Source organism: Micromonospora zingiberis, assembly GCF_004331455.1.
GTDB classification, from domain to species: Bacteria; Actinomycetota; Actinomycetes; order Mycobacteriales; family Micromonosporaceae; genus Micromonospora; species Micromonospora zingiberis.
Genome location: NZ_SJJR01000013.1, coordinates 25,163 through 48,937, shown reverse-complemented (window position 1 = coordinate 48,937; position 23,775 = coordinate 25,163). Strand labels below are relative to the sequence as shown.

Here is a 23,775-nt window from a genome sequence, read left to right as displayed (position 1 = left end):
GCGGGACGTGTCCCAACAGATGCACACCCGATCCCCACGCCGAGCGGCCATCCGGCAGAGTTGACGCCGTGCACACACCCCCGGGCATGATCGTCGCCGCGGTGCTGAGCGCGCTGGCTGCCCTCGCGGCCGGCGTGCTGCTGGCCGCCGCCGCCCGGCGCCGTGCCGCCCCGCACCGGCCGGCGTACGTGCTGCTCACCGTCGCCGCGGCGGTGTCCCTGGTCACCGGACTGTTCGCCGTGGCCGGGGCGCTGAGCGCCAGCGAGCAGGCGGCGTACGAACCGGGCAGCAACTGGGCGAGTGCGGTCGCGATCGGTACCGCGGTGAGTGGACTGCTCTTCTGTGCCGGCCTGCTCCGGATGCCCGGGGTGGCCGGTTCGGTGGGCCCGGCCGCGCGGCTCGCCCTGGACGGCGTGGTCGTGGGCGCCGCGCTGTGGTTCGTCGGCTGGGTGCTGCTCTCCGAACCGACCCGGCTGCTCGGCGACGCCACCCCGACGGCCTGCCCGGCGATCCTGCTCGCCTCCGTCAGCGCGGCGCTGTGCTGCGGCCTCGCCGTCATCCTGGTGCTGCGGGCCACGCCGCCGCGTCGTGGGCTCGCCGGGTTGGGTGCCGGCATCACCATGGCGACCTGTGGCGGCCTCGGCGTCGCCGCCGGGCTCTGCCAGGCCGGTCCGACCGTGACCTCGGTCAGCGTCGTCGTGCTCGCCGTGGGCCTGCTGACCACAGCCGTGGCGGCGCACCGCATCGACCCGCCGGGGCAGCTCACCACCGACGTGATCCACCACGACGGCGAGTACGCCTTCATCCCGATGGCCGCGATGGCCGGCTCGGCGATGTACCACCTCCTCCAGGACGGCCGGTTCGACGCGCTCGGCATCATCGCGGGCAGCGTGGAGGGCTTCGCCCTGGTCGCCCGGCAGTACCTCACCCTGCACCAGGTGCGGGCCTACGCCCGGCGGCTCGCGGATCGGGAGGCGCACTTCCGGCAACTCGCCCACACCGACGCGCTCACCGGCCTGGCCAACCGGCGCGGGCTGCTGCGAGCGCTGCACCGGTGCGCCGAGGCGGGCAACCCGTGCATCCTGCTCAGCCTGGACCTGGACGGGTTCAAGAACGTCAACGACATGCGCGGCCACGACGTCGGTGACGCGGTGCTGGCCGAGGTGGGTCAGCGGCTGCGCGGCAACCTTCGCCCCGGTGATCTCGCCGCCCGCCTCGGCGGGGACGAGTTCGCGGTGCTCATGCACGGTGGTCCGGCCGAGGCGGGGGTGGTCGCCGAGCGGCTGCTGGGGGTGCTCGGCGGGGCCTACCAGCAGCCCGAGGGGCCGGTTTTCCTCTCGGTCAGCATCGGTCTGGCGACCTGGGCCGACACCCCGGACGTCGAACTGCTGCTGCGGCACGCGGATCTCGCGCTGCGCTACGCCAAACAGCGTGGCAAGAACCGGATCGAGCGGTACGACGGCGCGTACGACCGGCTGCTGCGCCGGCGGACCACGCTGGAGCACGAACTGCGTGGCGCGATCGGGCGCGACGAACTGCGGCTGGTCTTCCAGCCGGTGGCCTCGTTGCCGTCGGTGCGTCCGGTCGGCGCGGAGGCGCTGCTCCGCTGGACCCACCCCGAGCTGGGCAGCGTCCGTCCGGACGAGTTCATCCCGCTGGCCGAGGAGTGCGGGATGATCGCCGAACTCGGTGCCTGGGTGCTGCACCAGGCTTGTCGTCAGCTGTCCCGCTGGCTGGCCGAGGGGCACGACGTCTGGGTGTCGGTGAACGTCTCACCCCGTGAGCTGCACGCCCCCGAGTACGTCGTCCAGGTGGCCGAGGCGCTGCGCGCCCACCACGTCCCGCCGCAGCGGTTGGTGCTGGAGGTCACCGAGCACGCCGTCGCCACGGACCTGGACGAGCTGATCCGGCGGCTGACCGCGCTGCGGCTGACCGGGGTGCGGATCGCCCTGGACGACTTCGGCGCCGGCTACTCCTCGTTGGGGCAGCTGCGCCGGCTCCCGATCGACATCCTCAAGATCGACCATGGCCTGGTGGCCGAGCACGAGCCGGTCCGTCCGGTCGGGCGGGACGGTCCGGCCTTCGCGCCGATGGTCGACATCGTCATGCGGCTGGGCCACCAGTTCGGTCTGGAGGTCATCGCCGAGGGGGTCACCACGCCCACCGAGCTGGCCGCCGTGGTGGCCGCCGGCTGCCGCTTCGGTCAGGGCGCGCTGTTCGGTTGGGGCGTACCTGCCGAGCACCTGGAGGCGATGCTGGAGGCGGCCACCTCGCCGGGAGCCCGGCCGGCGCGCCCGGTGGACCCGCCCAGGCCGGCCGCGCCGCCGCCCGCTCCGAGGGCCGGAAATGGCGCTCCCGAGCACGTCACGCCTGGTGCTGCCGGGCTGCCCGGAGGCGCCACGCCGGGTTCCGTTAACCAAAATGTGGGATCAGTTGACTCATCGCGTGAGATGCGTCAGGCTTGAGCCCATGTCGTCGTACCGGTCGCTGCGAGTACTTATCTGAGCGCACTCTCCCTGACTGAGAGTGCGCTGGCCCCGTGCATCTGGCACGAGGGCTTTTTTCTTGCCGTCGAACCCATCGGACGCGGCTCGCCCGCGTACACAGTGTGAGCAGCCCAACCCACTCCAGCCGAAGGCCAACCGCCATGACGAGACCCACGCCCGAGACGCTCGCCCACTCCGTCCGGCGAGCCCGTAACGCCGCCGAGACCACGGGCGACGCCGACCACGCCCGCGCCGCCGCCACGCCGGCCCTGGCGGTACGCCCCGCTCAGGTCTCCGGAGCCGGCTCGCTGGTGCGCTCCCTGGAGGCGCTCGGCGTCGACGTCGTCTTCGGCATTCCCGGCGGGGCGATCCTGCCGGCGTACGACCCGCTGTACGACTCGACCGTCCGGCACATCCTGGTTCGCCACGAGCAGGGCGCCGGGCACGCGGCCACCGGCTACGCCCAGGCCACCGGCCGGGTCGGGGTCTGCATCGCCACCTCCGGCCCGGGCGCGACCAACCTGGTGACGCCGATCGCCGACGCGTACATGGACTCGGTGCCGCTGGTGGCGATCACCGGCCAGGTGGCCCGTCCCGCGATCGGCACCGACGCCTTCCAGGAGGCGGACATCCAGGGCATCACGCTGCCGATCACCAAGCACAACTTCCTGGTGCAGAACGCCAGCGAGATTCCCCGCGTGCTGGCCGAGGCGTTCCACCTGGCCTCGACCGGTCGACCCGGCCCGGTCCTGGTGGACATTCCCAAGGACGTTCTCCAGGCGCCGACCACCTTCGCCTGGCCGCCCACCCTGGACCTGCCCGGCTACCGGCCGACGATGCACCCGCACGGCAAGCAGATCCGCGAGGCGGCCCGGCTGATGACCAACGCCCGCCGGCCGGTGCTCTACGTCGGCGGTGGCGTGCTCAAGGCCGGTGCCACCGAGGGGCTGCGCCGGCTGGCCGAGCTGACCGGCATCCCGGTGGTGACCACGCTGATGGCCCTGGGCGCCTTCCCCGACTCGCACCAGCAGCACCTGGGCATGCCCGGCATGCACGGCACGGTCGCCGCGGTGTACGGGTTGCAGAAGGCCGACCTGATCGTGGCGCTCGGCGCTCGCTTCGACGACCGGGTCACCGGCAAGCTGGACTCGTTCGCGCCGGACGCCACGGTGGTGCACGCCGACATCGACCCGGCCGAGATCGGCAAGAACCGGCACGCGGACGTGCCGATCGTCGGTGACGCCCGGCACGTCATCGACGAGTTGCTCGCGGCGGTCACCGCCGAGCGGGCGGCCGGGCGGGTCGCCGACCTCGCCGACTGGTGGACGCAGCTCGACGACCTGCGCGAGCGCTATCCGCTGGGCTACGAGGAGCCCTCCGACGGCACCCTCTCCCCGCAGTACGTGATCAAGCGGCTGGGCGAGATCGCCGGGCCGGACGCGATCTACGTCGCCGGTGTCGGCCAGCACCAGATGTGGGCCTCCCAGTTCATCTCGTACGAGAAGCCGCAGACCTGGCTCAACTCCGGCGGTCTCGGCACCATGGGCTACGCGGTGCCGGCGGCGATGGGCGCCAAGGTCGGCAAGCCCGACACGGTGGTCTGGGCGATCGACGGCGACGGCTGCTTCCAGATGACCAACCAGGAGCTGGCCACCTGCGCGCTGGAAGGGATCCCGGTCAAGATCGCCGTGATCAACAACGGCAACCTCGGGATGGTCCGCCAGTGGCAGACCCTGTTCTACGGCGAGCGCTACTCCAACACCGATCTCGGTACCCACAAGCACCGCATTCCGGACTTCGTCAAGCTGGCCGAGGCGCTCGGCTGCGTCGGGCTGCGCTGCGAGAACGCCGAGGACGTGGACAAGACGATCGAGGCGGCGATGTCCATCAACGACGCGCCGGTGGTCATCGACTTCGTGGTCGGCAAGGACGCGATGGTCTGGCCGATGGTCGCCGCCGGCACCAGCAACGACGAGATCATGTTCGCCCGCGGCGTCCGCCCGGTCTTCGACGAGGACGATATTTAATGACGATGCATACGCTTTCGGTGTTGGTGGAGAACAAGCCGGGTGTGCTGGCCCGGGTCTCCGGGCTGTTCTCCCGGCGCGGCTTCAACATCGACAGTCTCGCCGTCGGCGAGACCGAGAATCCGGACGTCTCCCGGATCACGATCGTGGTCAACGCCGAGTCCTCCCCGCTGGAGCAGGTCACCAAGCAGCTCAACAAGTTGGTCAACGTGCTAAAGATCGTCGAACTGGACCCGTCGACCTCGGTCGCCCGGGAGTTGCTGCTGGTGAAGGTCCGTGCCGACCGCAACGCCCGGGGCCAGGTCCTGGAGACGGTCAGCCTGTTCCGCGCCCGGGTGGTGGACGTGGCCCCGGACACCCTCACCGTCGAGGCCACCGGCACCCCCGACAAGCTCGACGCGCTGCTGCGCGACCTTGAGCCCTTCGGCATCAAGGAAATGGTCCAGTCGGGCCTGGTGGCGATCGGACGCGGTCCGCGTGCGATCACCGCCGGTCCGGCCCTGCGGGCCGCCTGACCCACACCGCCCCGGCCGGCCTGCGGGCCGGGTGAGACCACAGCCACGACGGACCGCAACGGCCGCCGTACGAAAGGGAAGTCATGAGCGTTGAGGTGTACTACGACGACGACGCCGACCTGGGCGTGATCCAGGCGAAGAAGGTCGCCGTGATCGGGTACGGCAGCCAGGGCCACGCCCACGCGCTGTCGCTGCGCGACTCGGGCGTCGACGTGGTGATCGGTCTGCCGGAGGGTTCGAAGAGCCGGCCGAAGGCCGAGGAGCAGGGGCTGCGGGTGCTCACCCCGGCCGACGCGGCGGCCGAGGCCGACGTGATCATGATCCTCGCCCCGGACACCGCGCAGCGGCACATCTACGCCGAGTCGATCGCACCGAACCTCAGCGCGGGCAAGGCGCTGTTCTTCGGCCACGGCTTCAACATCCGCTACGGCCTGATCAAGCCGCCAGCCGACGTGGACGTGGCGATGGTCGCCCCGAAGGGCCCCGGTCACCTGGTCCGCCGGCAGTACGTCGACGGCAAGGGCGTGCCCTGCCTGGTCGCCGTCGAGCAGGACGCCAGCGGCACCGCCCTCGCGCTGGCCCTGTCGTACGCCAAGGGCATCGGCGGCACCCGGGCCGGCGCGATCAAGACCACCTTCACCGAGGAGACCGAGACCGACCTCTTCGGTGAGCAGGCGGTGCTCTGCGGCGGCGCGGCGGCACTGGTGCAGACCGGTTTCGAGGTGCTCACCGAGGCCGGCTACGCCCCCGAGGTGGCGTACTTCGAGTGCCTGCACGAGCTGAAGCTGATCGTGGACCTGATGTACGAGGGCGGCATCGCCCGGATGCGCTACAGCGTCTCCGACACGGCCGAGTACGGCGACCTGTCGCGCGGCCCGCGCGTCATCGACGGCCGGGTCAAGGAGGAGATGCGCAAGATCCTCGGCGAGATCCAGAACGGTGAGTTCGCCCGCGAGTGGGTGGCCGAGGACGAGGCCGGCCGTCCCAACTTCAGCAAGTGGCAGGCCGAGGGCGCGGCGCACCCGATCGAGGAGACCGGCGCCAAGCTGCGCGGCATGATGAGCTGGGTGGACCGCCCGATCACCGAGACCGCCTGAGGTTTCCTCGGCGGCCTGAGAGCAGTTTCACCAACGGCACCCGCACCCGACGTTCTCCCCGACGTCGGGTGCGGGTGCCGTGCTGTCCGGGGCTGGCTAACCGATCGTTAACACGCACGTCACGTCCGGTTTGTGAGGGCACTCACCCCGTACTCCGGGGCACGTCGGGCGGCCAGGCCCCTACGATCGCGGGTAGGTGCTCCAGGCGGCACCTGACGGCCATGGCCCATGCACGCGCCGGGCGCAGCGCAGCGTCCACCGCACCGGCCGACTGCTCTGACGACATCTACGAGGACCAATGACTCCTGTCGTACTGATCGCCGAAGAACTCGCCCCTGCCGCCATCGAGGTGCTCGCCCACGACTTCGACGTCCGGCACGTCGACGGCACCGACCGCCCGGCTCTGCTCTCCGCACTCGCCGAGGCCAACGCCGTCATCGTCCGCAGCGCCACCCAGATCGACGCCGAGGCGATCGCCGCCGCACCCCGGCTCAAGGTCGTGGCCCGGGCGGGTGTGGGTCTGGACAACGTCGAGGTGCCGGCCGCCACCGCGCGGGGCGTCATGGTCGTCAACGCTCCGACCTCCAACATCGTCTCCGCGGCCGAGCAGGCCGTGGCGCTGTTGCTCGCGGTCGCCCGCAACACCGCCAGCGCCAGCGCCGCGCTCAAGGCGGGGGAGTGGAAGCGGTCGAAGTACACCGGTGTGGAGATCCAGGGCAAGACCGTCGGCGTGGTCGGCCTCGGTCGCATCGGTGTCCTGTTCGCGTCCCGCATCGCCGCCTTCGGCACCCGGTTGATCGCGTACGACCCGTACATCCAGCCGGCCCGCGCCGCGCAGCTCGGGGTGCGGCTGGTCGGCCTGGAGGAGTTGCTGCGGGAGAGCGACTTCATCTCCATCCACCTGCCGAAGACCCCGGAGACCGTGGGCCTGATCGGTGAGAAGGAACTGTCCATCGTCAAGCCGGGCGTACGGATCGTCAACGCCGCCCGGGGCGGGCTGATCGACGAGCAGGCGCTGGCCGACGCGCTGGCCGAGGGCCGGGTCGGCGGCGCCGGGGTGGACGTCTACGCCAAGGAGCCGTGCACCTCCTCGCCGCTGTTCGCCTTCGACAACGTGGTGGCCACCCCGCACCTGGGCGCCTCCACCGCCGAGGCGCAGGACAAGGCCGGCCTGGCCGTGGCCAAGAGCGTCAAGCTGGCGTTGCAGGGCGAGTTCGTGCCGGACGCGGTCAACGTGCAGGCCGGCGGCGTGGTCGCCGAGGACGTGCGGCCGTTGCTGCCGCTGGCCGAGAAGCTCGGCCGGGCCTTCACCGCCGTCGCCGGCGGCGTCGCGGCCAGCGTCACCGTCGAGGTACGCGGCGAGATCGTCGACCACGACGTCTCGGTGCTCAAGCTCGCCGCCACCAAGGGCCTGTTCAGCTCGGTGGTGGAGGAGCAGGTGACCTACGTCAACGCGCCGCACCTGGCCGCCCAGCGTGGTGTCGAGGTGTCGCTGACCACCCAGACCGAGACCGTGGAGCACCCGGTCCTGGTCACCGTACGGGGGGCGCTGCCCGACGGTCGTACCGTCAGCGTCTCCGGCACCGTGACCCAGGCCGGCACCCGGGACATCCTCAAGCTGACCGAGGTGGACGGCTTCGACGTGGAGATCGGGGCGGAGGGCATCCTGCTCTTCCTCCGCTACGTCGACCGGCCGGGCGTGGTCGGCACCGTCGGTACGCTGCTCGGCGAGGCCGGCATCAACATCGCGGCGATGCAGGTGGCCCGCCGGGAGGCCGGCGGCGAGACGCTGATGACCCTCACCGTCGACCAGGCGCTCGGCGCCGACCTGCTCACCTCGGCGGCCGACTCGATCGGCGCGACCGCGGCCAGCGCGGCGGACCTGCGCGACGAGTAGTAGTCCAGGCACACGGCGACGGGGCCCGGCCTTTGGCCGGGCCCCTCGTCGTCCCGTTTCAGTTGTGCCGAGGCCGGTGGGTCAGCCGGGCAGCCGAGCTGCCGGCGGCGGGTAGACCGAGCCGTCCTGGGCGTCGAAGAGCATCAGCCGGTGCTCTCCGGCCAGCCGTTCGATGTCGAGCAGCACCTGGTCGGCGCAGCCAGGATCCAGGTTCAGCTCGACGTGGTCGGCTGCCGCGTGCAGCGGCGTCACTGCCCAGGGCGTCCCGGGGACCGCCGGCCGGTCGGGATAGCTGGCGGTGATCGCCCGGTAGAAGGCCACCACCCGTGGATCCGGTTGGCGCTTGCCGTGCTGGCCCTCCCGGCACCGCAGCACCGCCGCTCGCACGTCCTCAGGCGTCGCCCCGTCCGCCAGGGCCCACACGCTCAGATCGAAACTCACGGCCGACAGCGTGCCATCTGCGGTTCACCTTGTCGAAAATGGCCCTACCACAGGGCAGCCGGTGAGTCGGCCGGACCGGGACGGATGGTCCTCTGTGGAACCCTTGCCGCGAATCGCGTCGATTCGATAGCGTACGTATGCGGTTTCTGGCCGAGCCTGTGACGCCGGCCCGTCTTCGGGTGACGAGGTCGACGTCCGACCGACCGGCCCGCACCCCTCGATTGCGCGAGCCATGCGCACTCGTCGTCGACCGGCCTCCACGGTCGTTGCCGCGACTGTGGAGGCCGATCGCTGTCCCTCCACGATGGAGATTCCACTCTGACGGCGGCCGGTCGTCGCGTCGCGGCGATCCCGACGGTGGAGCGCCGCCCGCGACCGAACAGGCTCGCCTCGGGTGCGTGGGCGGGTTCAGCGGTCGGTGGCGATGAGGGCGCGGTAGTCCGATCCGGAACGGAACCAGCTCAGCCCGGTCGGGCCCGCGGCGTACAGCGCGGTGGCGTAGGCGTCGGCGATGGCGAGGTCCGGTCCCACCACAGTGGCGGCGACCATCTGCTCGGCCGGTTCACCGGTTTTCGGGTCCACCACGTGTCCCCGCCGCCCGGTGACCCCCGACGTGCCGATCGCGCCCGCCGTCATCTCCAGCACCAGGGGCGGCCGGCGCCGGTCGGTCGGGTGGTGCACGGCGACCCGCCACGGGCCACCGTGCCCGGCGTGACCGCGTACCACCAGGTCGGCGCCGGTGAGCACGGCGTAGTCGTGGATGCCGGCGGCGCGCAGCCGGGCCGCCGCCCGCTCGACCGCCCACCCGCCGAGCAGGCCACCGGGATCGAACCCGCCGGGCACCGCCCAGGCGTCGAACCAGCCGTCGGTGGCGGCCCGCATCGCGCTGCACCGGTCCACCAGATCCGCCAGTGGCGGATAGAACTCCGGGCTGATCTCGCCCCGGCGTAGCCGGGACACCAGGCTCTCCGGGCGGTTCGGACCGTAGGTGAGGTCGATCGCCCGGAGTTCGGCCACCGCGTCCCGCAGGGCCTCGCCGGCGCCGCGTCGGCCGAGCCAGGGCGGCGCGTTCAGCAGCAGGGTGTACTCGGCGGTCGAGGTGCGTACGGTGTGCCGCACGGCGAGCCGGTCGCCGGCCACCAGGCCGGCCCGGTCAGGACGCGGATCGCGGGTGCCCAACCGCAGGTCTGGCCGGCGGTAGCGGAAGGTCGCCGGGTCGACCCAGCGGGTACGTGGCTGCTCGTCGGCCCACATCGCGTCCGCCCTTCCTCGACGTCCAGCCGCGCCCTGGTGCTGGTCGTCCGGGCCTGGCCGGCCCGTCGGCGCTCACGTTAAGCAGTGCAGATGACGGCAGCATGAGCGGAGGCTGAGAAGCTGCTGTGCGTTCCAATTCCCGAAAAGTGGAACACTCGTACCGGGGGGCGAGACGGCGGCGTACCGTCGAGCCGATACGAGCGAAGGAGCTGACGGACGTGGCACGGATCGCGGTGGTGGCCGGGGACGGGATCGGACCCGAGGTGGTCGCGGAGGCCCGCAAGGTCATCGATGCGGTGCTGCCCGGGGTCGAGGCGACCGAGTACGACCTCGGCGCGGCACGTTACCACCGCACCGGCGAGGTGCTGCCCGACTCGGTTTTGACCGAGCTGGCCGGGCACGACGCCATCCTGCTCGGCGCGGTCGGCGATCCCACCGTCCCGCCCGGTGTGCTGGAGCGGGGCCTGCTGCTCAAGCTGCGTTTCTCCTTCGACCAGTACGTCAACCTGCGCCCGTCGCGGCTCTGGCCCGCGGTGACCAGTCCGCTGGCCACGGTGAAGCCCGGCGAGGTGGACCTGGTGGTCGTCCGCGAGGGCACCGAGGGGCTGTACGCCGGCGCCGGTGGCACGCTGCACCGCGACACCCCGGCCGAGGTCGCCACCGAGGAGAGCCTGAACACCCGGCACGGCGTGGAACGGGTGGTCCGTGACGCCTTCGCCCGGGCCCGGCGTCGGGAGCGGCGCAAGGTGACCCTGGTGCACAAGACCAATGTGCTCACCCACGCCGGCTCGCTGTGGGCCCGCACCTTCGCGGCGGTCGCCGCCGAACACCCGGACGTGACCACCGAGTACCAGCACGTCGACGCCGCCGCGATGTTCCTGGTCACCCAGCCCCAGCGCTACGACGTGGTGGTCACCGACAACCTCTTCGGTGACATCCTCACCGACATCGCCGCCGCGGTGACCGGCGGAATCGGCCTGGCCGCCAGCGGCAGCATCAACCCCGACGGGACGTACCCGTCGATGTTCGAGCCGGTGCACGGCTCCGCACCGGACATCGCCGGGCGTGGGGTGGCCGACCCGGTCGCCGCCGTGCTCTCCGGCGCGCTGCTGCTCGACCAGCTCGGGCACGCCGACGCGGCGGCCCGGATCACCGCCGCGGTCGGCGCGGAACTGGCCAGCCGTACGCCGGGCGGAGCCGTACGCACCGCCGAGGTGGGCGACCGGATCGCGGCCCAGGTAGCCGCCTGAGTCGATCGCCGCAGGCCATCGGGGGCAAGACGGCGTACCGGGAGCCCACGGGTCCCGGTCGCGGCGACCCACGTTGACCAGCCGGCCCCGACCCCGGCGTCGTCCAGCGCCACCCACCGGTCGACCTACCCGCTGAACGGGCGTTCGGGGTAAGTTTTCTGGCACAAAACTGTTTCCGGCGTGCGGTCGGCGCATGCCGTCATCCCTCAGGGAGGTCAGCGCGATGAGCGGTGGTGACAAGCTCGACTTCGAGACCCGTCCGAATCCCGCGCCGGTATCCGCCGCCGACCGGGCCGCGCTGCTGGCCAACCCCGGGTTCGGCCGGGTGTTCACCGACCACATGGTCACCATCCGCTACGCCGACGGCAAGGGCTGGTACGACGCCCGGGTCGAGGCCCGTGGGCCGATCCCGATGGACCCGGCCAGCGCGGTGCTGCACTACGCGCAGGAGATCTTCGAGGGGATGAAGGCGTACCGCACGGCCGACGGCGGGGTGACGATGTTCCGGCCGTACGCCAACGCGGCCCGGTTCAACACCTCGGCGGCCCGGATGGCCATGCCGGCGCTGCCCGAGCAGACCTTCGTCGACTCGTTGCAGCGGCTGATCGAGATCGACCGTGAGTGGATTCCGGAGGGTGCGGAGGGCAGCCTCTACCTGCGGCCGTTCATGTTCGCCAGCGAGGTCTTCCTCGGCGTCCGGCCGGCCAACGAGTACCTCTACGTGGTGATCGCCTCGCCGGTGGGCGCGTACTTCGCCGGTGGGGTCAAGCCGGTGACGGTCTGGGTCTCGCCCGACTACACCCGGGCCGCGCCCGGGGGCACCGGCGCGGCGAAGTGCGGCGGTAACTACGCGGCCTCGCTGGCCGCGCAGGCCGAGGCCGCCGAGCACGGCTGCGAGCAGGTGGTCTTCCTCGACGCCGTGGAGCGCCGGTACGTCGACGAGTTGGGCGGCATGAACGTCTTCTTCGTCTACGACGACGGCTCGGTGGCGACCCCGCCGCTGACCGGCACGATCCTGCCCGGCATCACCCGGGAGTCGGTGCTCACCCTGGCCGCGGCGGCCGGGCACGCGGTGCAGGAGCGGCCGGTGAGTTTCGCCGACTGGCAGGCGGACGCCGCCAGCGGCCGGCTGCGGGAGGTCTTCGCCTGCGGCACCGCCGCGGTGATCACCCCCATCGGTCGGGTGCGGTTCCCCGAGGGCGAGTTCACCATCGGCGGCGGCGCACCCGGCACGGTCACGATGGCGTTGCGCCAGCAGTTGGCCGACCTGCAACGCGGCAAGGCCGCCGACCCCCACAACTGGGTCCACCGCGTGCTCTGAGATGTCGTAGCCGCGGATCTTGGTACGAAACGGCCTTCATGGGGGTCGTTTCGCACCAAGATCCGCGAGATAGAACCTAGTCGAGCAGGTGGGTGCGCAGGGCGGCGAGTTGGTCGTCGGTGACCCCGGCGTGCCGCAGGTAGTCGTCGACCGAGCCGTGCCCCTCGCGGATCTCGGCCAGGAACAGCCGCATCGTCTCGGCCGGTGAGGACAGGTACGGGGCGGGCAGCTCCGGCACCTCGGGATGGGCGGTGGCGACCCAGGCGGCGAACCGTTGCGACGCCTCGGTGCTCAACGCGTAGTCCGCGGCGATCTCGGCATCGTCCACGCCGAGCACCGCGAGGGTGAGGCCGCAGACGATGCCGGTGCGGTCCTTGCCCGCGACGCAGTGCACCACCACCGGCGCGTTGGCGCTGTCGGCGATCAGGCCGATCGCCTCGGCGAGCCCGGCGGTGCCGGTGCGGGCCAGGTCGGCGTACCGGTCGGCGAGGTAGCGGGCCAGATCGCGGCCCTGCTGGTACGGCTGCTCCTCCCACGCCGCGTGTTCCGGGTGGATGTGCCGGTAGGCGAGGCCGGGGAACTCGGGGACGCGGCCGTACCGTTCGACCTCCTGCGGACGGCGCAGATCGATGACGGTGCGTACGCCGAGCGCCCGGAACGCGTCCTGGTCCGCGGCGTCCATCCGGTGCAGCGAGTCGGAGCGGTACAGCCGGCTGGAGCGGACGGTTCGCCCGTCCAGGCCGCGGTAGCCGCCGACGTCCCGGAAGTTGAACATCGCGGTGAAGGGAATCCTGCGCTTGTCCTCGATCGCGTCCATTCGGACACGGTAACGGCCGGCGGGACGGACTCCCACCGGCCGTTCACACCGAGGCCGTGTGTCAGGGTGCCTTTACCGGAGACCGCCGGGCGGGGTCGCGGCGTAGGTGTCGTTGTAGTACCCGCCGAGCTTGTCCCGGTACGCCGGGTCGCTGGCCGTCTCGTCGTACTCCGGTGCCGCCTTGATCTGGTCCTTGCTGCGGTCGACGTAGACCTTCTGCTCGTCGTGGTCGACGTGATTGACGGTGCCGGCCGGCAGCATGACCTTCTTGCCGAAGATCCACGGGCCGGTGTCGACGACCAGGTAACTGGCGTTGACCTCGCTGCTGTCGCCGTCGATCTTGCCGATCGAGCCGTCACTGGCCTCGACCTTGTAGCCGATCAGGTTGGTGCCGGCGACCCCGGCGTCGTCGCGGTAGCTCCACGGGTTGAAGGCACCGGCGGGGCTGCCGCCGACGACAACGTCCTGATCGACGGCGCGCAGCGCCGGATCCGGCGTGGCATGGGTGGCGTTCTGGTCGAGCCTGTCCATGGGATCTCTCCTGCCTCGACTGGATAGTCGTCTCGGAGGTACGTGGTTCGTTGTCCCGAAAACTCCTACCCCGTGCGCTGCGCCCTACACCCACGAGGCACCACCACGCCCGACCCTCGTGGGTTGCCAGGCTGCTGGGATCACGAACTGGGGCGCGTCACCGCAGGCCGGGCCAGCGACGCCACCGTCCCGATATGTGGATTCCGCCTCCCAGACACCGCTGTCGAGTGGCAGAGTGCTGAGCGTGACCAGCACCGCCCGCATTATTGGCAACTAGCGCGCCGGCCTCCCCTCCGCCGAGCGCGCAGACCTCCCGCAGCCGCGGGGGGTCTTTTTGTTGCGCCGGCCGGTGCCTGATGAAGGGATCACCATGACGTTCCAGGTCTACGACACCACGCTGCGCGACGGCGCCCAGCGCGAAGGGCTCAGCTACTCGGTGGTCGACAAGCTCGCCGTGGCCCGGCTGCTCGACGAGTTCGGCGTCGGGTTCATCGAGGGTGGGTGGCCGGGCGCGGTGCCCAAGGACACGGAGTTCTTCCGCCGGGCGCGTACCGAACTCGACCTGCGGCACGCGGTGCTGGTCGCCTTCGGCGCGACCCGCCGGGCGGGCGCGGTGGCCGCCGACGACCCGCAGGTGCGGGGGCTGCTGGACGCGCAGACCCCGGCGATCGCCCTGGTCGCCAAGGCCGACCTGCGACACGTCGAGCGGGCGCTGCGCACCACCGCCAAGGAGAACCTGGCGATGATCCACGACACGGTGACCCACCTGGTCGCCGAGGGGCGTCGGGTCTTCGTCGACGGCGAGCACTTCTACGACGGCTACCGCCACGACCCGGCGTACACCGCGTCGGTGGTGGAGACCGCCCTGGCCGGCGGCGCCGAACGGTTCGTGCTCTGCGACACCAACGGCGGCATGCTGCCGTCGCAGGTGACCGCCGCCATCGCCGACCTCACCGACCGGATCGGCGTCGCGGCGGACCTGCTCGGCATGCACGCGCAGAACGACACCGCCTGCGCGGTGGCCAACACCATCGCCGCCGTGGAGGCCGGCGTCCGTCACGTGCAGGGCACCGCCAACGGGTACGGCGAGCGGCCGGGCAACGCCGACATCTTCGCGGTCGTCGCGAACCTCCAGCTCAAGCTCGGGCTGCCGGTCCTACCGGAGGGCTGCCTGGAGCAGATGGTGCGGGTCTCCCACGCCATCGCCGAGATCGCCAACATCGCCCCCGACACCCACCAGGCGTACGCCGGGGCCGCCGCCTTCGCCCACAAGGCGGGGCTGCACGCGAGCGCGATCAAGGTGGATCCGCTGCTCTACAACCACGTCGAACCCGAGGTGGTGGGCAACGACATGCGGATCCTGGTCACCGAGATGGCCGGCCGGGCCAGCATCGAGCTCAAGAGCCGCGAGCTGGGGCTGGATCTGGCCGGCCATCCGGAGACGCTGTCCCGGGTCACCAACCGGGTCAAGGAACTGGAGGCCGGCGGCTGGTCGTTCGAGGCCGCCGACGCCTCGTTCGAGCTGCTGGTCCGCTCCGAGCTGCCGGACGCGGCGCCGGTGCGGCCGTTCACCCTGGAGTCGTACCGGGTACTGGTCGAGCACCGGGAGGACGGGGCGGTGATCTCCGAGGCGACGGTGAAGATCTGGGTAGGCGGCGAGCGGGTGATCGCCACGGCGGAGGGCAACGGCCCGGTCAACGCGCTCGACGAGGCGCTGCGGGTCGGCCTCGGCCGGCACTACCCGGAGCTGCGCGACTTCGAGCTGGCCGACTACAAGGTGCGCATCCTGGAGGGCAGCCACGGCACCGGCGCGGTGACCCGGGTGCTGGTCGAGACCGCCAACGGTCGTGGTGACGGCTGGACCACCGTCGGCGTGCACCCCAACGTGGTCGAGGCGAGCTGGCACGCCCTGGTCGACGCCCTCACCTACGGCCTCGGCCGGCGGTAAGGAAGGGCACCTTGTTAACGCCTGCGGTAGCGGAAGGGCCCCTTGTTAACGGCCAATCACGGGGGAGCGGGGCCTAGCTGTCGGTTGCGGGGAGCCGCAGTTCGGCCAGGAGCATCCGGTGGTCGCTGCCGGGCAGCGGGCGTACGGTCAGGTCGCGTACCGCGATGCGGCGGTCGACCAGCACATGGTCGATCACGACCGGCGGGATGAGGTCACCGTCGTACGGTCCCCAGGTGCCGGCGAGCCCCGCGCCGACCGCCGCCGCGGCGTCGACGTAGCCGGTGCGCAGTAGGGCGCGCAGTGGCCCGTGGTCGAGGGTGGCGTTGAAGTCACCGGCGAGGATGCTCAGGGGCCCGTCGGGGGTGGCCGGTGGCTGGGCCGCCAGGTCGTCGCGCCAGTAGCCCACCTGGTTCACCGCGTACGGTGCCGCCGGGTGCGCCGACTCGACGCGTACCTCGGGTGCGCCCGGCACCCGCACCGTCGCGTACGCCTGGGTGAAGCCCCAGGCGCCGCGCAGCGACCGGATGCCGCCGGCACTGATCGGATGCCGGGCGTACAGCCCCGAACCGGGCGTGCCGACCACCGGGTTGAGCTGCCGGTACGGCATCAGCTGGTCGAGACCGAGCCGGTCGAGTTCGGCCTCGGCCGTCGGGGTGAACTCCTGCACGACGAGCACGTCGACACCCTCGGTGCGGACCACCTCGACCACCGTCGCCGCGTCGGCGGCGCCGGCCAGCAGGTTGGCGGTGAGCAACCGTACCGTCGGCCCGGCGACCGCCGGTTGTGCCGTGGGCAGCGCGCGGGGCGCCACCACCGCGAGCAGCGTCGCGGTGGTCACCGCCGCCACCACCGCCGGCCACCGGCGCCGCAGGGCGAGCGCGAGCAGCAGCGGCACCAGGCTTGCGACCGCCGCGTACGGCGTGAACGCGAGCGCCTGCACCAGCGGCCCGCGGTCCAGGCCCACCAGCCGGGCGAGCGCCCAGGCAGCACCTGGTGCCACGGCGAGCCAGCCGACCGCGGTGCCTACGAGGGAGGCCCGACAGCGTCCGGCAACGGTGATCTGCACAGCCTGGAGGCTAGCGGTCGGCTGGCGTGTGCAGCGGCTCGGCAGGTCGGCGGAAACGCGACCACCGAACTTCGGCTGTTGTTTTCGTGAATGGTTCGCGCTTCACTTTTCACAATTATTGTCCTGCTCGACAGGTCAATTCTGCTGTTGACCTGTGGCGTTTTCCGGTGTTACGTTTCTGCTGGCCGGGTGGCGTATATGGAGTCGGAAATCCCAGCTCAGGGCCTATGTGAGCCACCGATGGTGGCCGCCTGGCGGTGCGATCCCAATCGAGTTCTGCCGCCCATTGTCGCCCGCCTTGAATAAGCAGCATCCGACCCCCGCAGGGCGGGGTCGGCCGCATTCCCACGGTCACAAGGGAGATCTGTTATGACCGGTTTTTTCCGACGTAAGGCAGCTGCGGTGTCGATCGCAGCCCTAGCGCTGGCGCTCGCCGGCGGTGGAATCGCTGCGGCCAAGCCCACGGGCGGGGTCGCCGAGACCGCAGCCAGCGGCCAGCAGCCGGCGGTCACCGCCGCCTCGTTGAAGAGTGCCCGGGCCGCACTGGCCAAGGGTGATTCGCTCGGCACCCAGGCGGTGGGCTTCTACGCCACGGTGGTGAACGCCAACGGCACCAAGTCGCGGGGTGACGGCCTGGTCATCAAGTACGGGGTCGGGCAGTACGAGGTGCAGTTCGGTTCCAACGTGACCAGCGCCATCGTGGTCGCGACGATCGGTCGACCGGACTCGTGCTGCATCCCGCCGGGTGGCGAGATCTCGGTGGCACCTCGGCTGTTGACCTCGAACGGGGTCTTCATCCAGACCCGCAACTCCACCGGCAGTCCTGCCGATCGGCCATTCCATCTCGTCGTGCACCGCTGACCCCGCCACCGTCGCCGGCCCTGCACGACTGAGGGCCGGCGACGGTCGCCTGCCCGGTTATGCCCCCGCCGGCGCCGCCCGGCGGGCTCTGCGTATTCGCGTACGGTCCGGGTCGTAACGGGTCTCGCCGTACCGTCTGGGTGCCGGAGGGCCGGAAATTCCGACGTTTGTCCGATGGCCGCCTCGGGAAGCAAGCACCGTGACGGACATCTCGGACACCATGGCCAGCCTGCCCAGCCCGGCCGATCCGGACGCGACGGCGGCGGAGTTGGACCAGACGCTCAACGAGGTCAGACGGGTGATCGTCGGGCAGGATCGGCTCGTCGAACGACTGCTCACCGCGCTGCTCGCGGACGGTCACTGCCTGCTGGAAGGCGTTCCCGGGGTGGCCAAGACGCTGGCCGCGCAGACCCTCGCGACGGTGGTGGGCGGCACCTTCTCGCGGATCCAGTTCACCCCCGACCTGGTGCCCTCCGACATCGTCGGTACCCGCATCTACCGGGCGTCCAAGGAGAGCTTCGACGTCGAACTCGGTCCGATCATGGCCAACCTGGTGTTGGCCGACGAGATCAACCGGGCGCCCGCGAAGGTGCAGTCGGCGCTGCTGGAGGCGATGGCCGAGCGGCAGGTCTCGATCGGCGGGCGCAGCTATCCGGTGCCGGAACCCTTTCTCGTGCTGGCCACCCAGAACCCCATCGAGTCGGAAGGGGTCTACCAGCTGCCCGAGGCGCAGCGGGACCGCTTCCTGATGAAGATCGTCGTCGACTATCCGGACGGCGCCGACGAACTGGCCATCCTCTACCGGATGAGCGCCGACCGTCCCCGGGCCCACCAGGTGCTGCGGCCGGACCGGTTGCGGCAACTCCAGCTCCGCGCCACGCAGGTCTTCGTCCACCACGCCATCGCCGAGTACGTGGTCCGACTCATCCTGGCCACCCGCGATCCGGCACTGTTCGGCCTGCCGGAGGTCGCGCCACTGCTCGCGTACGGTGCCAGCCCGCGTGCCACGCTCGGGATGGTCGCCGCCGCACGGGCCCAGGCCCTGCTCCGTGGTCGGGAGTACGTACTGCCGGACGACGTCCGGGAGTTGGCCGTGAGTGTGCTGGCACACCGGCTGGTGCTCTCCTTCGACGCGGTCGCCGACGGGGTGAGCGCGGAGGCGGTGGTACGCCGACTGGTCGAGGTGGTGCCGCCGCCGATGGTGGCCACCGGTCAACCGGAGTACGCCGCCGATCTGGCGGCCGCGTGATGGGACGCGGTCGCGTCCCGGTGCCCGGACCGGCGGACCCGGTGCTCACCGACCTCACTCCCGACCAGCGGCTGCGCCGGCTCGAACTCACCGTCACCCGGCGCCTGGACGGACTGCTGCACGGCGAGCGTCGCGGTCTGCTGCCCGGTCCGGGCAGTGAACCCGCCGGCAGCCGCGAATACCGGCCCGGCGAGGACGAGGTACGCCGGATGGACTGGTCGGTGACCGCACGTACCACCGTTCCGCACATTCGTGAGGTGGACGCCGACCGGGAGCTGACCACCTGGCTGCTGGTCGACGCCAGCCCCAGCATGGAGTACGGCACCGCCGCGCTGGACAAGCGCGAGCTGGCCGTGGCGGCGGTGGCCACCATCGGCTTCCTCACCGCCGGGCCGGGCAACCGCCTCGGCGCGCAGGTGCTCACGCCGTACGGGCTGCACCGGGTGCCGGCCCGGGGCGGGCGGAGCCATCTGATCGGGTTGCTGCGCGGGTTGCTGGCGGCGCCCCGACTGGGTGGCCACGACCCGGGCGTCGGGCCGAAGCCCGCCGAGGTGGACCTGTCCGAGGCGTTGGGGGCGGTACATCGGATGGCGAACCGGCGAGGTCTGGTGATGGTCGTCTCGGACTTCCTGGACGGACTGCCCGACGATTCACGGTCACCGGCTGCCTGGGAACGTCCGCTGCGGCGGCTGGCCGCCCGGCATCAGCTGCTCGCGGTGGAGGTCGTCGATCCGCGTGAACTGGAGCTGCCGGACGTCGGGCTGATCACGCTCGCCGATCCCGAGACCGGCGAGCACCGCGAGGTCTGGACCGGCGACCCGGGCCTGCGCGAGCGGTACGCGGCGGCTGCCGCCGCCCAGCGTGACCAGCTTCGGCAGGCGCTGCGCCGAGCCGGCGCCACCCACCTGGCGTTGCGTACCGACCGGGACTGGGCGACCGACATCGTGCGGCACGTGCACGCCCAGCGTCGGCTGGCCCTGGCGCCGGCCGCCGCGCAGCGGGGAGGTGCCGCATGATCTGGCAGTCGCCCGTCCGGCTCTGGCTGTTGCTCGGGGTGGCCGCGCTGGCCGTGGCCTACCTGGTGGCGCAGCGACGGCGCAGCCGGTACGCCGTCCGGTTCACCAATCTGCGGCTGCTCGACCGGGTGGCGCCCAAGCGTCCGACCTGGCGCCGGCACCTGCCGGCCGGCCTCTTCCTGGCCATGCTGGCGCTGCTCGTGGTCGGTTTCGCCCGGCCCACGGCGGAGGTCCGGGTGCCACGGGAACGGGCCACCGTGATGGTCGCCGTGGACGTGTCCACCTCGATGCTCGCCACCGACGTCGACCCGGATCGGCTCAGTGCGGCCAAGCACGCCGCCCGGCAGTTCGTCGACGGCCTGCCCGGGGAGTTCAACGTCGGGCTGGTGGCCTTCGCCGGTAGCGCGGCGGTGCTGGTGCCACCGAGCACCGACCGGGAGGCGCTGCACGACGGGATCCAGCGCCTCGCGGAGGGGGTCACCGGGGTGCAGGGCACGGCGATCGGCGAGGCGATCAGTACCTCACTGGGTGCGGTGAAGGCGTTGGACGCGCAGGCCAGCACGCAACCGCCGCCGGCCCGGATCATCGTGCTCTCCGACGGGGCGAACACCTCGGGCATGGACCCGATGGAGGCCGCCGCGGACGCGGTCGCCTTCGAGGTGCCGGTGCACACGATCTCGTTCGGTACGCCGAACGGCTTCGTGGACCGGGGCGGGCGGCCGATCCAGGTGCCGGTGGACGGGGAGACGTTGCAGGCGGTGGCCGAGGAGACCGGGGGCGGCTTCCACCAGGCCGGTACGAGCGACGAGCTGCGCGCCGTCTACGACGACATCGGCAGTTCGGTGGGCTGGCGCAACGTACGGCAGGACGTCTCGGCCCGGTTCATCGGGCTCGGGTTGGTGTTCGCGATGGGCGCGGCGTTCGGCTCGATGCGCTGGTTCTCCCGCCTGCCCTGACCCCGCTACCGGCCTGGCTCAGCCCAGGCCTGGTCCGACCCGCAGCAGCAGCGGCCGCACATGGGAGGAGCGTACGGATGGCAGTGCAGACCGGACTGGGTGAGCCCCGTGGGCCCTGGTTCGTCTCGCCGGATCTCGACCCGGATGGGCGGGGCGGGGCGGGCGCAGCCGTGGGGGCGCGCGACGGGGCGGGGTGGAGTTGGCGCCGCCGACTGCTGGCCGGGTTGGCGGTGATGGCGCTGTCGACCGGCTCGGGCGCGGTGGCCGGCGGCTGGGTGGCCAGTCGCGGTGCTCCCGGTCCGGCCGCCGCGTCGGCCGCGCCGGTGCCGGCGGAACTGGTCACCGCGGCCGAGAAGACCGTGCCCGGCGTGGTCTCGGTGCTGGTGGGTGGGGCCGGCGGAGCGGCGGCCAGCGGTTCCGGCTTCGCCGTCGACTCCGAGCAGCACATCATCACCAACGACCACATCCTGGCCAAGGGGCGTGGTGGCCCGGTGACGGTGGAACTGCCGGACGGCCGGCGGTTCGCCGCGGAGGTGGTCGGCCGGGAACCCGGTAGTGATCTCGCGGTGTTGAGGGTGCCGGCCGCCGCCGGGCTGACGTCGCTGCCGCTGGCCAAGCCGGGGTCGACCCGGGTCGGTGAACCGGTGCTGGCCGTCGGGTCGCCGCTGGGGCTGTCCGGCACGGTCACCGCCGGCATCGTCAGCGCGCTCGACCGTCAGGTGCGTCTCGGTGGGAACCAGCACCGTGCGGTGCAGACCGACGCCTCGATCAACCCGGGTAACTCGGGCGGACCACTGGTCAACGCCCGGGGCGAGGTGGTCGGGGTGAACACCGCGATCGCCACCATCGACGGCAACGGTTCGATCGGCATCGGGTTCGCCATTCCCATCGAGCAGGTGCAGCAGACCGCCGACACGATCATCGGCAAGGGCGGCTGATGTAGCGGAGAGTGACTGTCCGATTACGTAGAGAACGGGCGAACTGTCGGATTACTGGCGCTGGATGATCGGAGAATGGAAATATTACGCTGAGTATGGATACTGGCGTGGGTGGAGCGTCCTCTCATCGCGGCCCTCCTGCTGGTGGGGCTCATCATCGGAAGTGGCGTCGGGTCGTCGTACGCCCGTGCGCGGCGGGGCTGGAACGACTACCAGGCCGCCAAGAAGACCGTGCCGGGCGCTCGTCGCGCCGCCTGGTTGATGATCAAGGTGGTCACCACCAAGATCGGGGTGATCGTGTTGTTGTTGATCGGAGCGGTCGCGTACGCCGCCGCCGGTGGGAGTGACGGGTCGGAGCCCTCGGCGCCGAACCCGAGCAGTACTCCCGACGAGCGCCCGGAGCGCTAGCCTCAGGGCGTGGACGACGGACTGCGGGTGACCGATAGGTGGGTCGTTCCCGCCGCCGAGCTGCGGGAACGCTTCTCCCGGTCATCCGGGCCGGGCGGGCAGGGCGTCAACACCGCCGACTCCCGGGTGGAGCTGAGCTTCGACCTGGCCGGCTCGCCCAGCCTGCCGGAGTCGTTGCGGGCGCGGGCGCTGGACCGGCTCGCCGGGCGGCTGGTCGACGGTGTGCTGACCATCGCCGCCAGCGAGCACCGGGCACAGTTGGCCAACCGGGAGGCAGCCCGGGAGCGGCTGGTCGCGCTGCTCCGCGAGGCGGTCGCCCCGCCACCGCCGCCGCGCCGGCCGACCCGGCCGTCCCGGGCGGCCAAAGAGCGCCGGTTGGCCGACAAGAAGCGTCGGTCCCAACGCAAGCGCGATCGTCGAGCGGACGGCGAGTAGCCCGAACCATTGATGATTCTCGTTCTCCTTGGTTGAATTCCGGCGGGAGCGTCAGGGCCGTCACACCGCATCTCGACACGTGACAGGAGTCCCTCCACCATGCTCCGTAGGCCATTCCGCAACGCTGCCGCACCGGTCGCGGCCGTCCTCCTCGCCCTCGCCGCCTGGTCGGTGCCGGCAACCTCGCTCGCCGATCCCACCAATCCCGCCACGTCGGTCCGCCCGGCGCTGGCCGCCGTCTCGGCACCGCTGGCCGATCCGGTACGGATCATGCCGCTCGGTGACTCCATCACCGGGTCGCCGGGTTGTTGGCGTGCCCTGCTCTGGAACCGCCTCCAGTCCACCGGCCACACCGCCGTCGATTTCGTCGGGACGCTCGGCCCGCAGGGTTGCGGGCAGCCGTACGACGGGGACAACGAGGGCCACGGCGGCTACCTGGTCACCAATGTGGCCAACCAGAACCTGCTGCCGGGCTGGCTGTCGGCGACCCGGCCGGACATCGTGCTCATGCACTTCGGCACCAACGACGTGTGGAGCAACATCGCGCCGGCCACGATCCTCGCCGCGTACGGCCGGCTGGTGGACCAGATGCGGGCCAGCAACCCCGCCATGCGCATCCTGGTGGCGAAGATCATCCCGATGGCGCCGAGCAGCTGCCCGGACTGCGCTCAGCGGGTCGTCGCGCTCAACGGCGCCATCGACGGCTGGGCGGCCGGCAAGACCACCGCGCAGTCGCCGATCGTCGTGGTGGACCAGTGGACCGGCTTCAGCACCACCACCGACACCTACGACGGGGTGCACCCCAACGCCGCCGGCGACCGCAAGATGTCCGACCGGTGGTATCCGCCCCTGGTGGCGGCCCTGACCGGCGTTCCCACGCCCACCCCGACGCCCACCCCAACCCCGACGCCCACCCCAACCCCGACGCCCACGCCGGCGCCCGGCGAGTGTGTCGCGGTTTATCGGCTGGCCGGTCAGTGGCAGGGCGGGTTCCAGGCGGAAGTGACCGTACGTAACGACGGTGGCACGTCGCTCGCCGGCTGGGTGGTCCGCCTCGACTTCGCCGACGGTCAGCGGGTCACTCAGGCATGGAGCGCCGAGGTAGCACAAAGCGGTCCAACGGTCACTGCCCGTAACGCCAGTTGGAACGGTGCGCTGTCGCCCGGTGCGCAGACCACCTTCGGGTTCCTGGCCTCCGCCGGCGCCACCAACACCGCCCCGACAGCACGCTGCTCCCGGGCGTGACCCCCGGACCGGGGCCG

General features: G+C 71.6%; 21 protein-coding genes. 16 read left to right on the top strand and 5 right to left on the bottom strand.

Annotation, left to right across the window (positions count from 1 at the left end; all coding sequences use genetic code 11):
• Nucleotides 1-86 precede the first annotated feature (86 nt).
• The 5 genes from E0H26_RS19130 (at nt 87) to serA (ending at nt 8,022) form a co-directional block, all read left to right on the top strand.
• A complete protein-coding gene (locus E0H26_RS19130) occupies nt 87-2,465 on the top strand; it encodes a putative bifunctional diguanylate cyclase/phosphodiesterase (RefSeq protein ID WP_420812859.1) in 2,379 nt (792 codons plus the stop codon).
• 182 nt (nt 2,466-2,647) lie between these two features.
• Nucleotides 2,648-4,513 (top strand): acetolactate synthase large subunit, encoded by a 1,866-nt coding sequence (locus E0H26_RS19125; RefSeq protein WP_131305443.1) that lies wholly within the window; start codon nt 2,648-2,650, stop codon nt 4,511-4,513.
• Nucleotides 4,513-5,028 carry an acetolactate synthase small subunit gene (ilvN, locus tag E0H26_RS19120; protein ID WP_131305441.1) on the top strand — a complete coding sequence of 172 codons (516 nt, stop codon included), beginning with the start codon at nt 4,513-4,515 and terminating at the stop codon, nt 5,026-5,028. The genes E0H26_RS19125 and ilvN overlap by 1 nt, the downstream gene beginning before the upstream one ends.
• An 83-nt stretch (nt 5,029-5,111) precedes the next feature.
• The gene (gene ilvC, locus E0H26_RS19115; RefSeq protein WP_131305439.1) at nt 5,112-6,125 is read left to right on the top strand and encodes a ketol-acid reductoisomerase; all 1,014 of its coding nucleotides are present in this window, start codon (nt 5,112-5,114) and stop codon (nt 6,123-6,125) included.
• Between the two features lie 298 nt (nt 6,126-6,423).
• Nucleotides 6,424-8,022, top strand: a complete 1,599-nt coding sequence (gene serA, locus E0H26_RS19110; protein ID WP_131305437.1) for a phosphoglycerate dehydrogenase — start codon at nt 6,424-6,426, stop codon at nt 8,020-8,022.
• An 81-nt stretch (nt 8,023-8,103) separates the two neighbouring features.
• Here serA and E0H26_RS19105 read toward each other — a convergent pair whose 3' ends face one another.
• Nucleotides 8,104-8,463 (bottom strand): hypothetical protein, encoded by a 360-nt coding sequence (locus tag E0H26_RS19105; RefSeq protein WP_131305435.1) that lies wholly within the window; start codon nt 8,461-8,463, stop codon nt 8,104-8,106.
• A gap of 408 nt (nt 8,464-8,871) precedes the next feature.
• Nucleotides 8,872-9,717 (bottom strand): FAD:protein FMN transferase, encoded by an 846-nt coding sequence (locus E0H26_RS19100; RefSeq protein WP_131305433.1) that lies wholly within the window; start codon nt 9,715-9,717, stop codon nt 8,872-8,874.
• A gap of 218 nt (nt 9,718-9,935) precedes the next feature.
• Here E0H26_RS19100 and E0H26_RS19095 point away from each other — a divergent pair, with 218 nt between their 5' ends.
• Both E0H26_RS19095 and E0H26_RS19090 read left to right on the top strand, forming a co-directional pair.
• Nucleotides 9,936-10,967: a 3-isopropylmalate dehydrogenase gene (locus E0H26_RS19095; RefSeq protein ID WP_131305431.1), complete on the top strand. Its 1,032-nt coding sequence runs from the start codon at nt 9,936-9,938 to the stop codon at nt 10,965-10,967.
• Between the two features lie 223 nt (nt 10,968-11,190).
• The gene (locus E0H26_RS19090; protein ID WP_131305429.1) at nt 11,191-12,288 is read left to right on the top strand and encodes a branched-chain amino acid aminotransferase; all 1,098 of its coding nucleotides are present in this window, start codon (nt 11,191-11,193) and stop codon (nt 12,286-12,288) included.
• Nucleotides 12,289-12,364: 76 nt separating this feature from the next.
• Here E0H26_RS19090 and E0H26_RS19085 read toward each other — a convergent pair whose 3' ends face one another.
• A complete protein-coding gene (locus E0H26_RS19085; protein ID WP_131305427.1) occupies nt 12,365-13,105 on the bottom strand; it encodes a tyrosine-protein phosphatase in 741 nt (246 codons plus the stop codon).
• 72 nt (nt 13,106-13,177) lie between these two features.
• A complete protein-coding gene (locus tag E0H26_RS19080) occupies nt 13,178-13,636 on the bottom strand; it encodes a PRC-barrel domain-containing protein (RefSeq protein ID WP_131305425.1) in 459 nt (152 codons plus the stop codon).
• Nucleotides 13,637-14,006: 370 nt separating this feature from the next.
• Between E0H26_RS19080 and cimA the strand changes: the two genes are divergently transcribed.
• Nucleotides 14,007-15,584, top strand: coding sequence for a citramalate synthase (gene cimA / locus E0H26_RS19075; protein ID WP_131305422.1), 1,578 nt, complete (start codon nt 14,007-14,009; stop codon nt 15,582-15,584).
• 73 nt (nt 15,585-15,657) lie between these two features.
• On the opposite strand, the gene E0H26_RS19070 is transcribed toward cimA, so the two are convergent.
• A complete protein-coding gene (locus E0H26_RS19070) occupies nt 15,658-16,650 on the bottom strand; it encodes an endonuclease/exonuclease/phosphatase family protein (protein ID WP_131305420.1) in 993 nt (330 codons plus the stop codon).
• 402 nt (nt 16,651-17,052) lie between these two features.
• On the opposite strand from E0H26_RS19070, the gene E0H26_RS19065 reads away from it, so the two are divergent.
• From E0H26_RS19065 to E0H26_RS19030, 8 genes are all read left to right on the top strand, one after another.
• A complete protein-coding gene (locus E0H26_RS19065; protein WP_240742264.1) occupies nt 17,053-17,511 on the top strand; it encodes a hypothetical protein in 459 nt (152 codons plus the stop codon).
• Nucleotides 17,512-17,710: 199 nt separating this feature from the next.
• On the top strand, nt 17,711-18,760 hold the full coding sequence (locus E0H26_RS19060; RefSeq protein ID WP_131305416.1) for an AAA family ATPase: 1,050 nt from the start codon (nt 17,711-17,713) through the stop codon (nt 18,758-18,760).
• Complete coding sequence (locus E0H26_RS19055) at nt 18,760-19,776, top strand: DUF58 domain-containing protein (protein WP_131305414.1); 1,017 nt, start codon at nt 18,760-18,762, stop codon at nt 19,774-19,776. The genes E0H26_RS19060 and E0H26_RS19055 overlap by 1 nt, the downstream gene beginning before the upstream one ends.
• The gene (locus E0H26_RS19050) at nt 19,773-20,732 is read left to right on the top strand and encodes a VWA domain-containing protein (protein ID WP_131305412.1); all 960 of its coding nucleotides are present in this window, start codon (nt 19,773-19,775) and stop codon (nt 20,730-20,732) included. The genes E0H26_RS19055 and E0H26_RS19050 overlap by 4 nt, the downstream gene beginning before the upstream one ends.
• 77 nt (nt 20,733-20,809) lie before the next feature.
• Complete coding sequence (locus E0H26_RS19045; protein ID WP_131305410.1) at nt 20,810-21,670, top strand: S1C family serine protease; 861 nt, start codon at nt 20,810-20,812, stop codon at nt 21,668-21,670.
• A 111-nt stretch (nt 21,671-21,781) separates the two neighbouring features.
• The gene (locus tag E0H26_RS19040) at nt 21,782-22,078 is read left to right on the top strand and encodes a hypothetical protein (RefSeq protein WP_131305408.1); all 297 of its coding nucleotides are present in this window, start codon (nt 21,782-21,784) and stop codon (nt 22,076-22,078) included.
• A 9-nt stretch (nt 22,079-22,087) separates the two neighbouring features.
• Nucleotides 22,088-22,513 (top strand): alternative ribosome rescue aminoacyl-tRNA hydrolase ArfB, encoded by a 426-nt coding sequence (gene arfB / locus E0H26_RS19035; RefSeq protein WP_131305406.1) that lies wholly within the window; start codon nt 22,088-22,090, stop codon nt 22,511-22,513.
• Nucleotides 22,514-22,612: 99 nt separating this feature from the next.
• Nucleotides 22,613-23,758, top strand: coding sequence for a cellulose binding domain-containing protein (locus E0H26_RS19030; protein ID WP_131305404.1), 1,146 nt, complete (start codon nt 22,613-22,615; stop codon nt 23,756-23,758).
• Nucleotides 23,759-23,775: the final 17 nt, after the last annotated feature.

What these genes read in the sequence shown, in the direction of transcription:
- E0H26_RS19130 (WP_420812859.1), top strand. Translation starts at nt 87, where the DNA reads ATGATCGTCGCCGCGGTGCTGAGCGCGCTGGCTGCCCTCGCGGCCGGC.
- E0H26_RS19125 (WP_131305443.1), top strand. Translation starts at nt 2,648, where the DNA reads ATGACGAGACCCACGCCCGAGACGCTCGCCCACTCCGTCCGGCGAGCC.
- ilvN (WP_131305441.1), top strand. Translation starts at nt 4,513, where the DNA reads ATGACGATGCATACGCTTTCGGTGTTGGTGGAGAACAAGCCGGGTGTG.
- ilvC (WP_131305439.1), top strand. Translation starts at nt 5,112, where the DNA reads ATGAGCGTTGAGGTGTACTACGACGACGACGCCGACCTGGGCGTGATC.
- serA (WP_131305437.1), top strand. Translation starts at nt 6,424, where the DNA reads ATGACTCCTGTCGTACTGATCGCCGAAGAACTCGCCCCTGCCGCCATC.
- E0H26_RS19100 (WP_131305433.1), bottom strand. Translation starts at nt 9,717, where the DNA reads ATGTGGGCCGACGAGCAGCCACGTACCCGCTGGGTCGACCCGGCGACC.
- E0H26_RS19090 (WP_131305429.1), top strand. Translation starts at nt 11,191, where the DNA reads ATGAGCGGTGGTGACAAGCTCGACTTCGAGACCCGTCCGAATCCCGCG.
- E0H26_RS19085 (WP_131305427.1), bottom strand. Translation starts at nt 13,105, where the DNA reads ATGGACGCGATCGAGGACAAGCGCAGGATTCCCTTCACCGCGATGTTC.
- E0H26_RS19080 (WP_131305425.1), bottom strand. Translation starts at nt 13,636, where the DNA reads ATGGACAGGCTCGACCAGAACGCCACCCATGCCACGCCGGATCCGGCG.
- cimA (WP_131305422.1), top strand. Translation starts at nt 14,007, where the DNA reads ATGACGTTCCAGGTCTACGACACCACGCTGCGCGACGGCGCCCAGCGC.
- E0H26_RS19055 (WP_131305414.1), top strand. Translation starts at nt 18,760, where the DNA reads ATGGGACGCGGTCGCGTCCCGGTGCCCGGACCGGCGGACCCGGTGCTC.
- E0H26_RS19050 (WP_131305412.1), top strand. Translation starts at nt 19,773, where the DNA reads ATGATCTGGCAGTCGCCCGTCCGGCTCTGGCTGTTGCTCGGGGTGGCC.
- E0H26_RS19045 (WP_131305410.1), top strand. Translation starts at nt 20,810, where the DNA reads ATGGCAGTGCAGACCGGACTGGGTGAGCCCCGTGGGCCCTGGTTCGTC.
- E0H26_RS19030 (WP_131305404.1), top strand. Translation starts at nt 22,613, where the DNA reads ATGCTCCGTAGGCCATTCCGCAACGCTGCCGCACCGGTCGCGGCCGTC.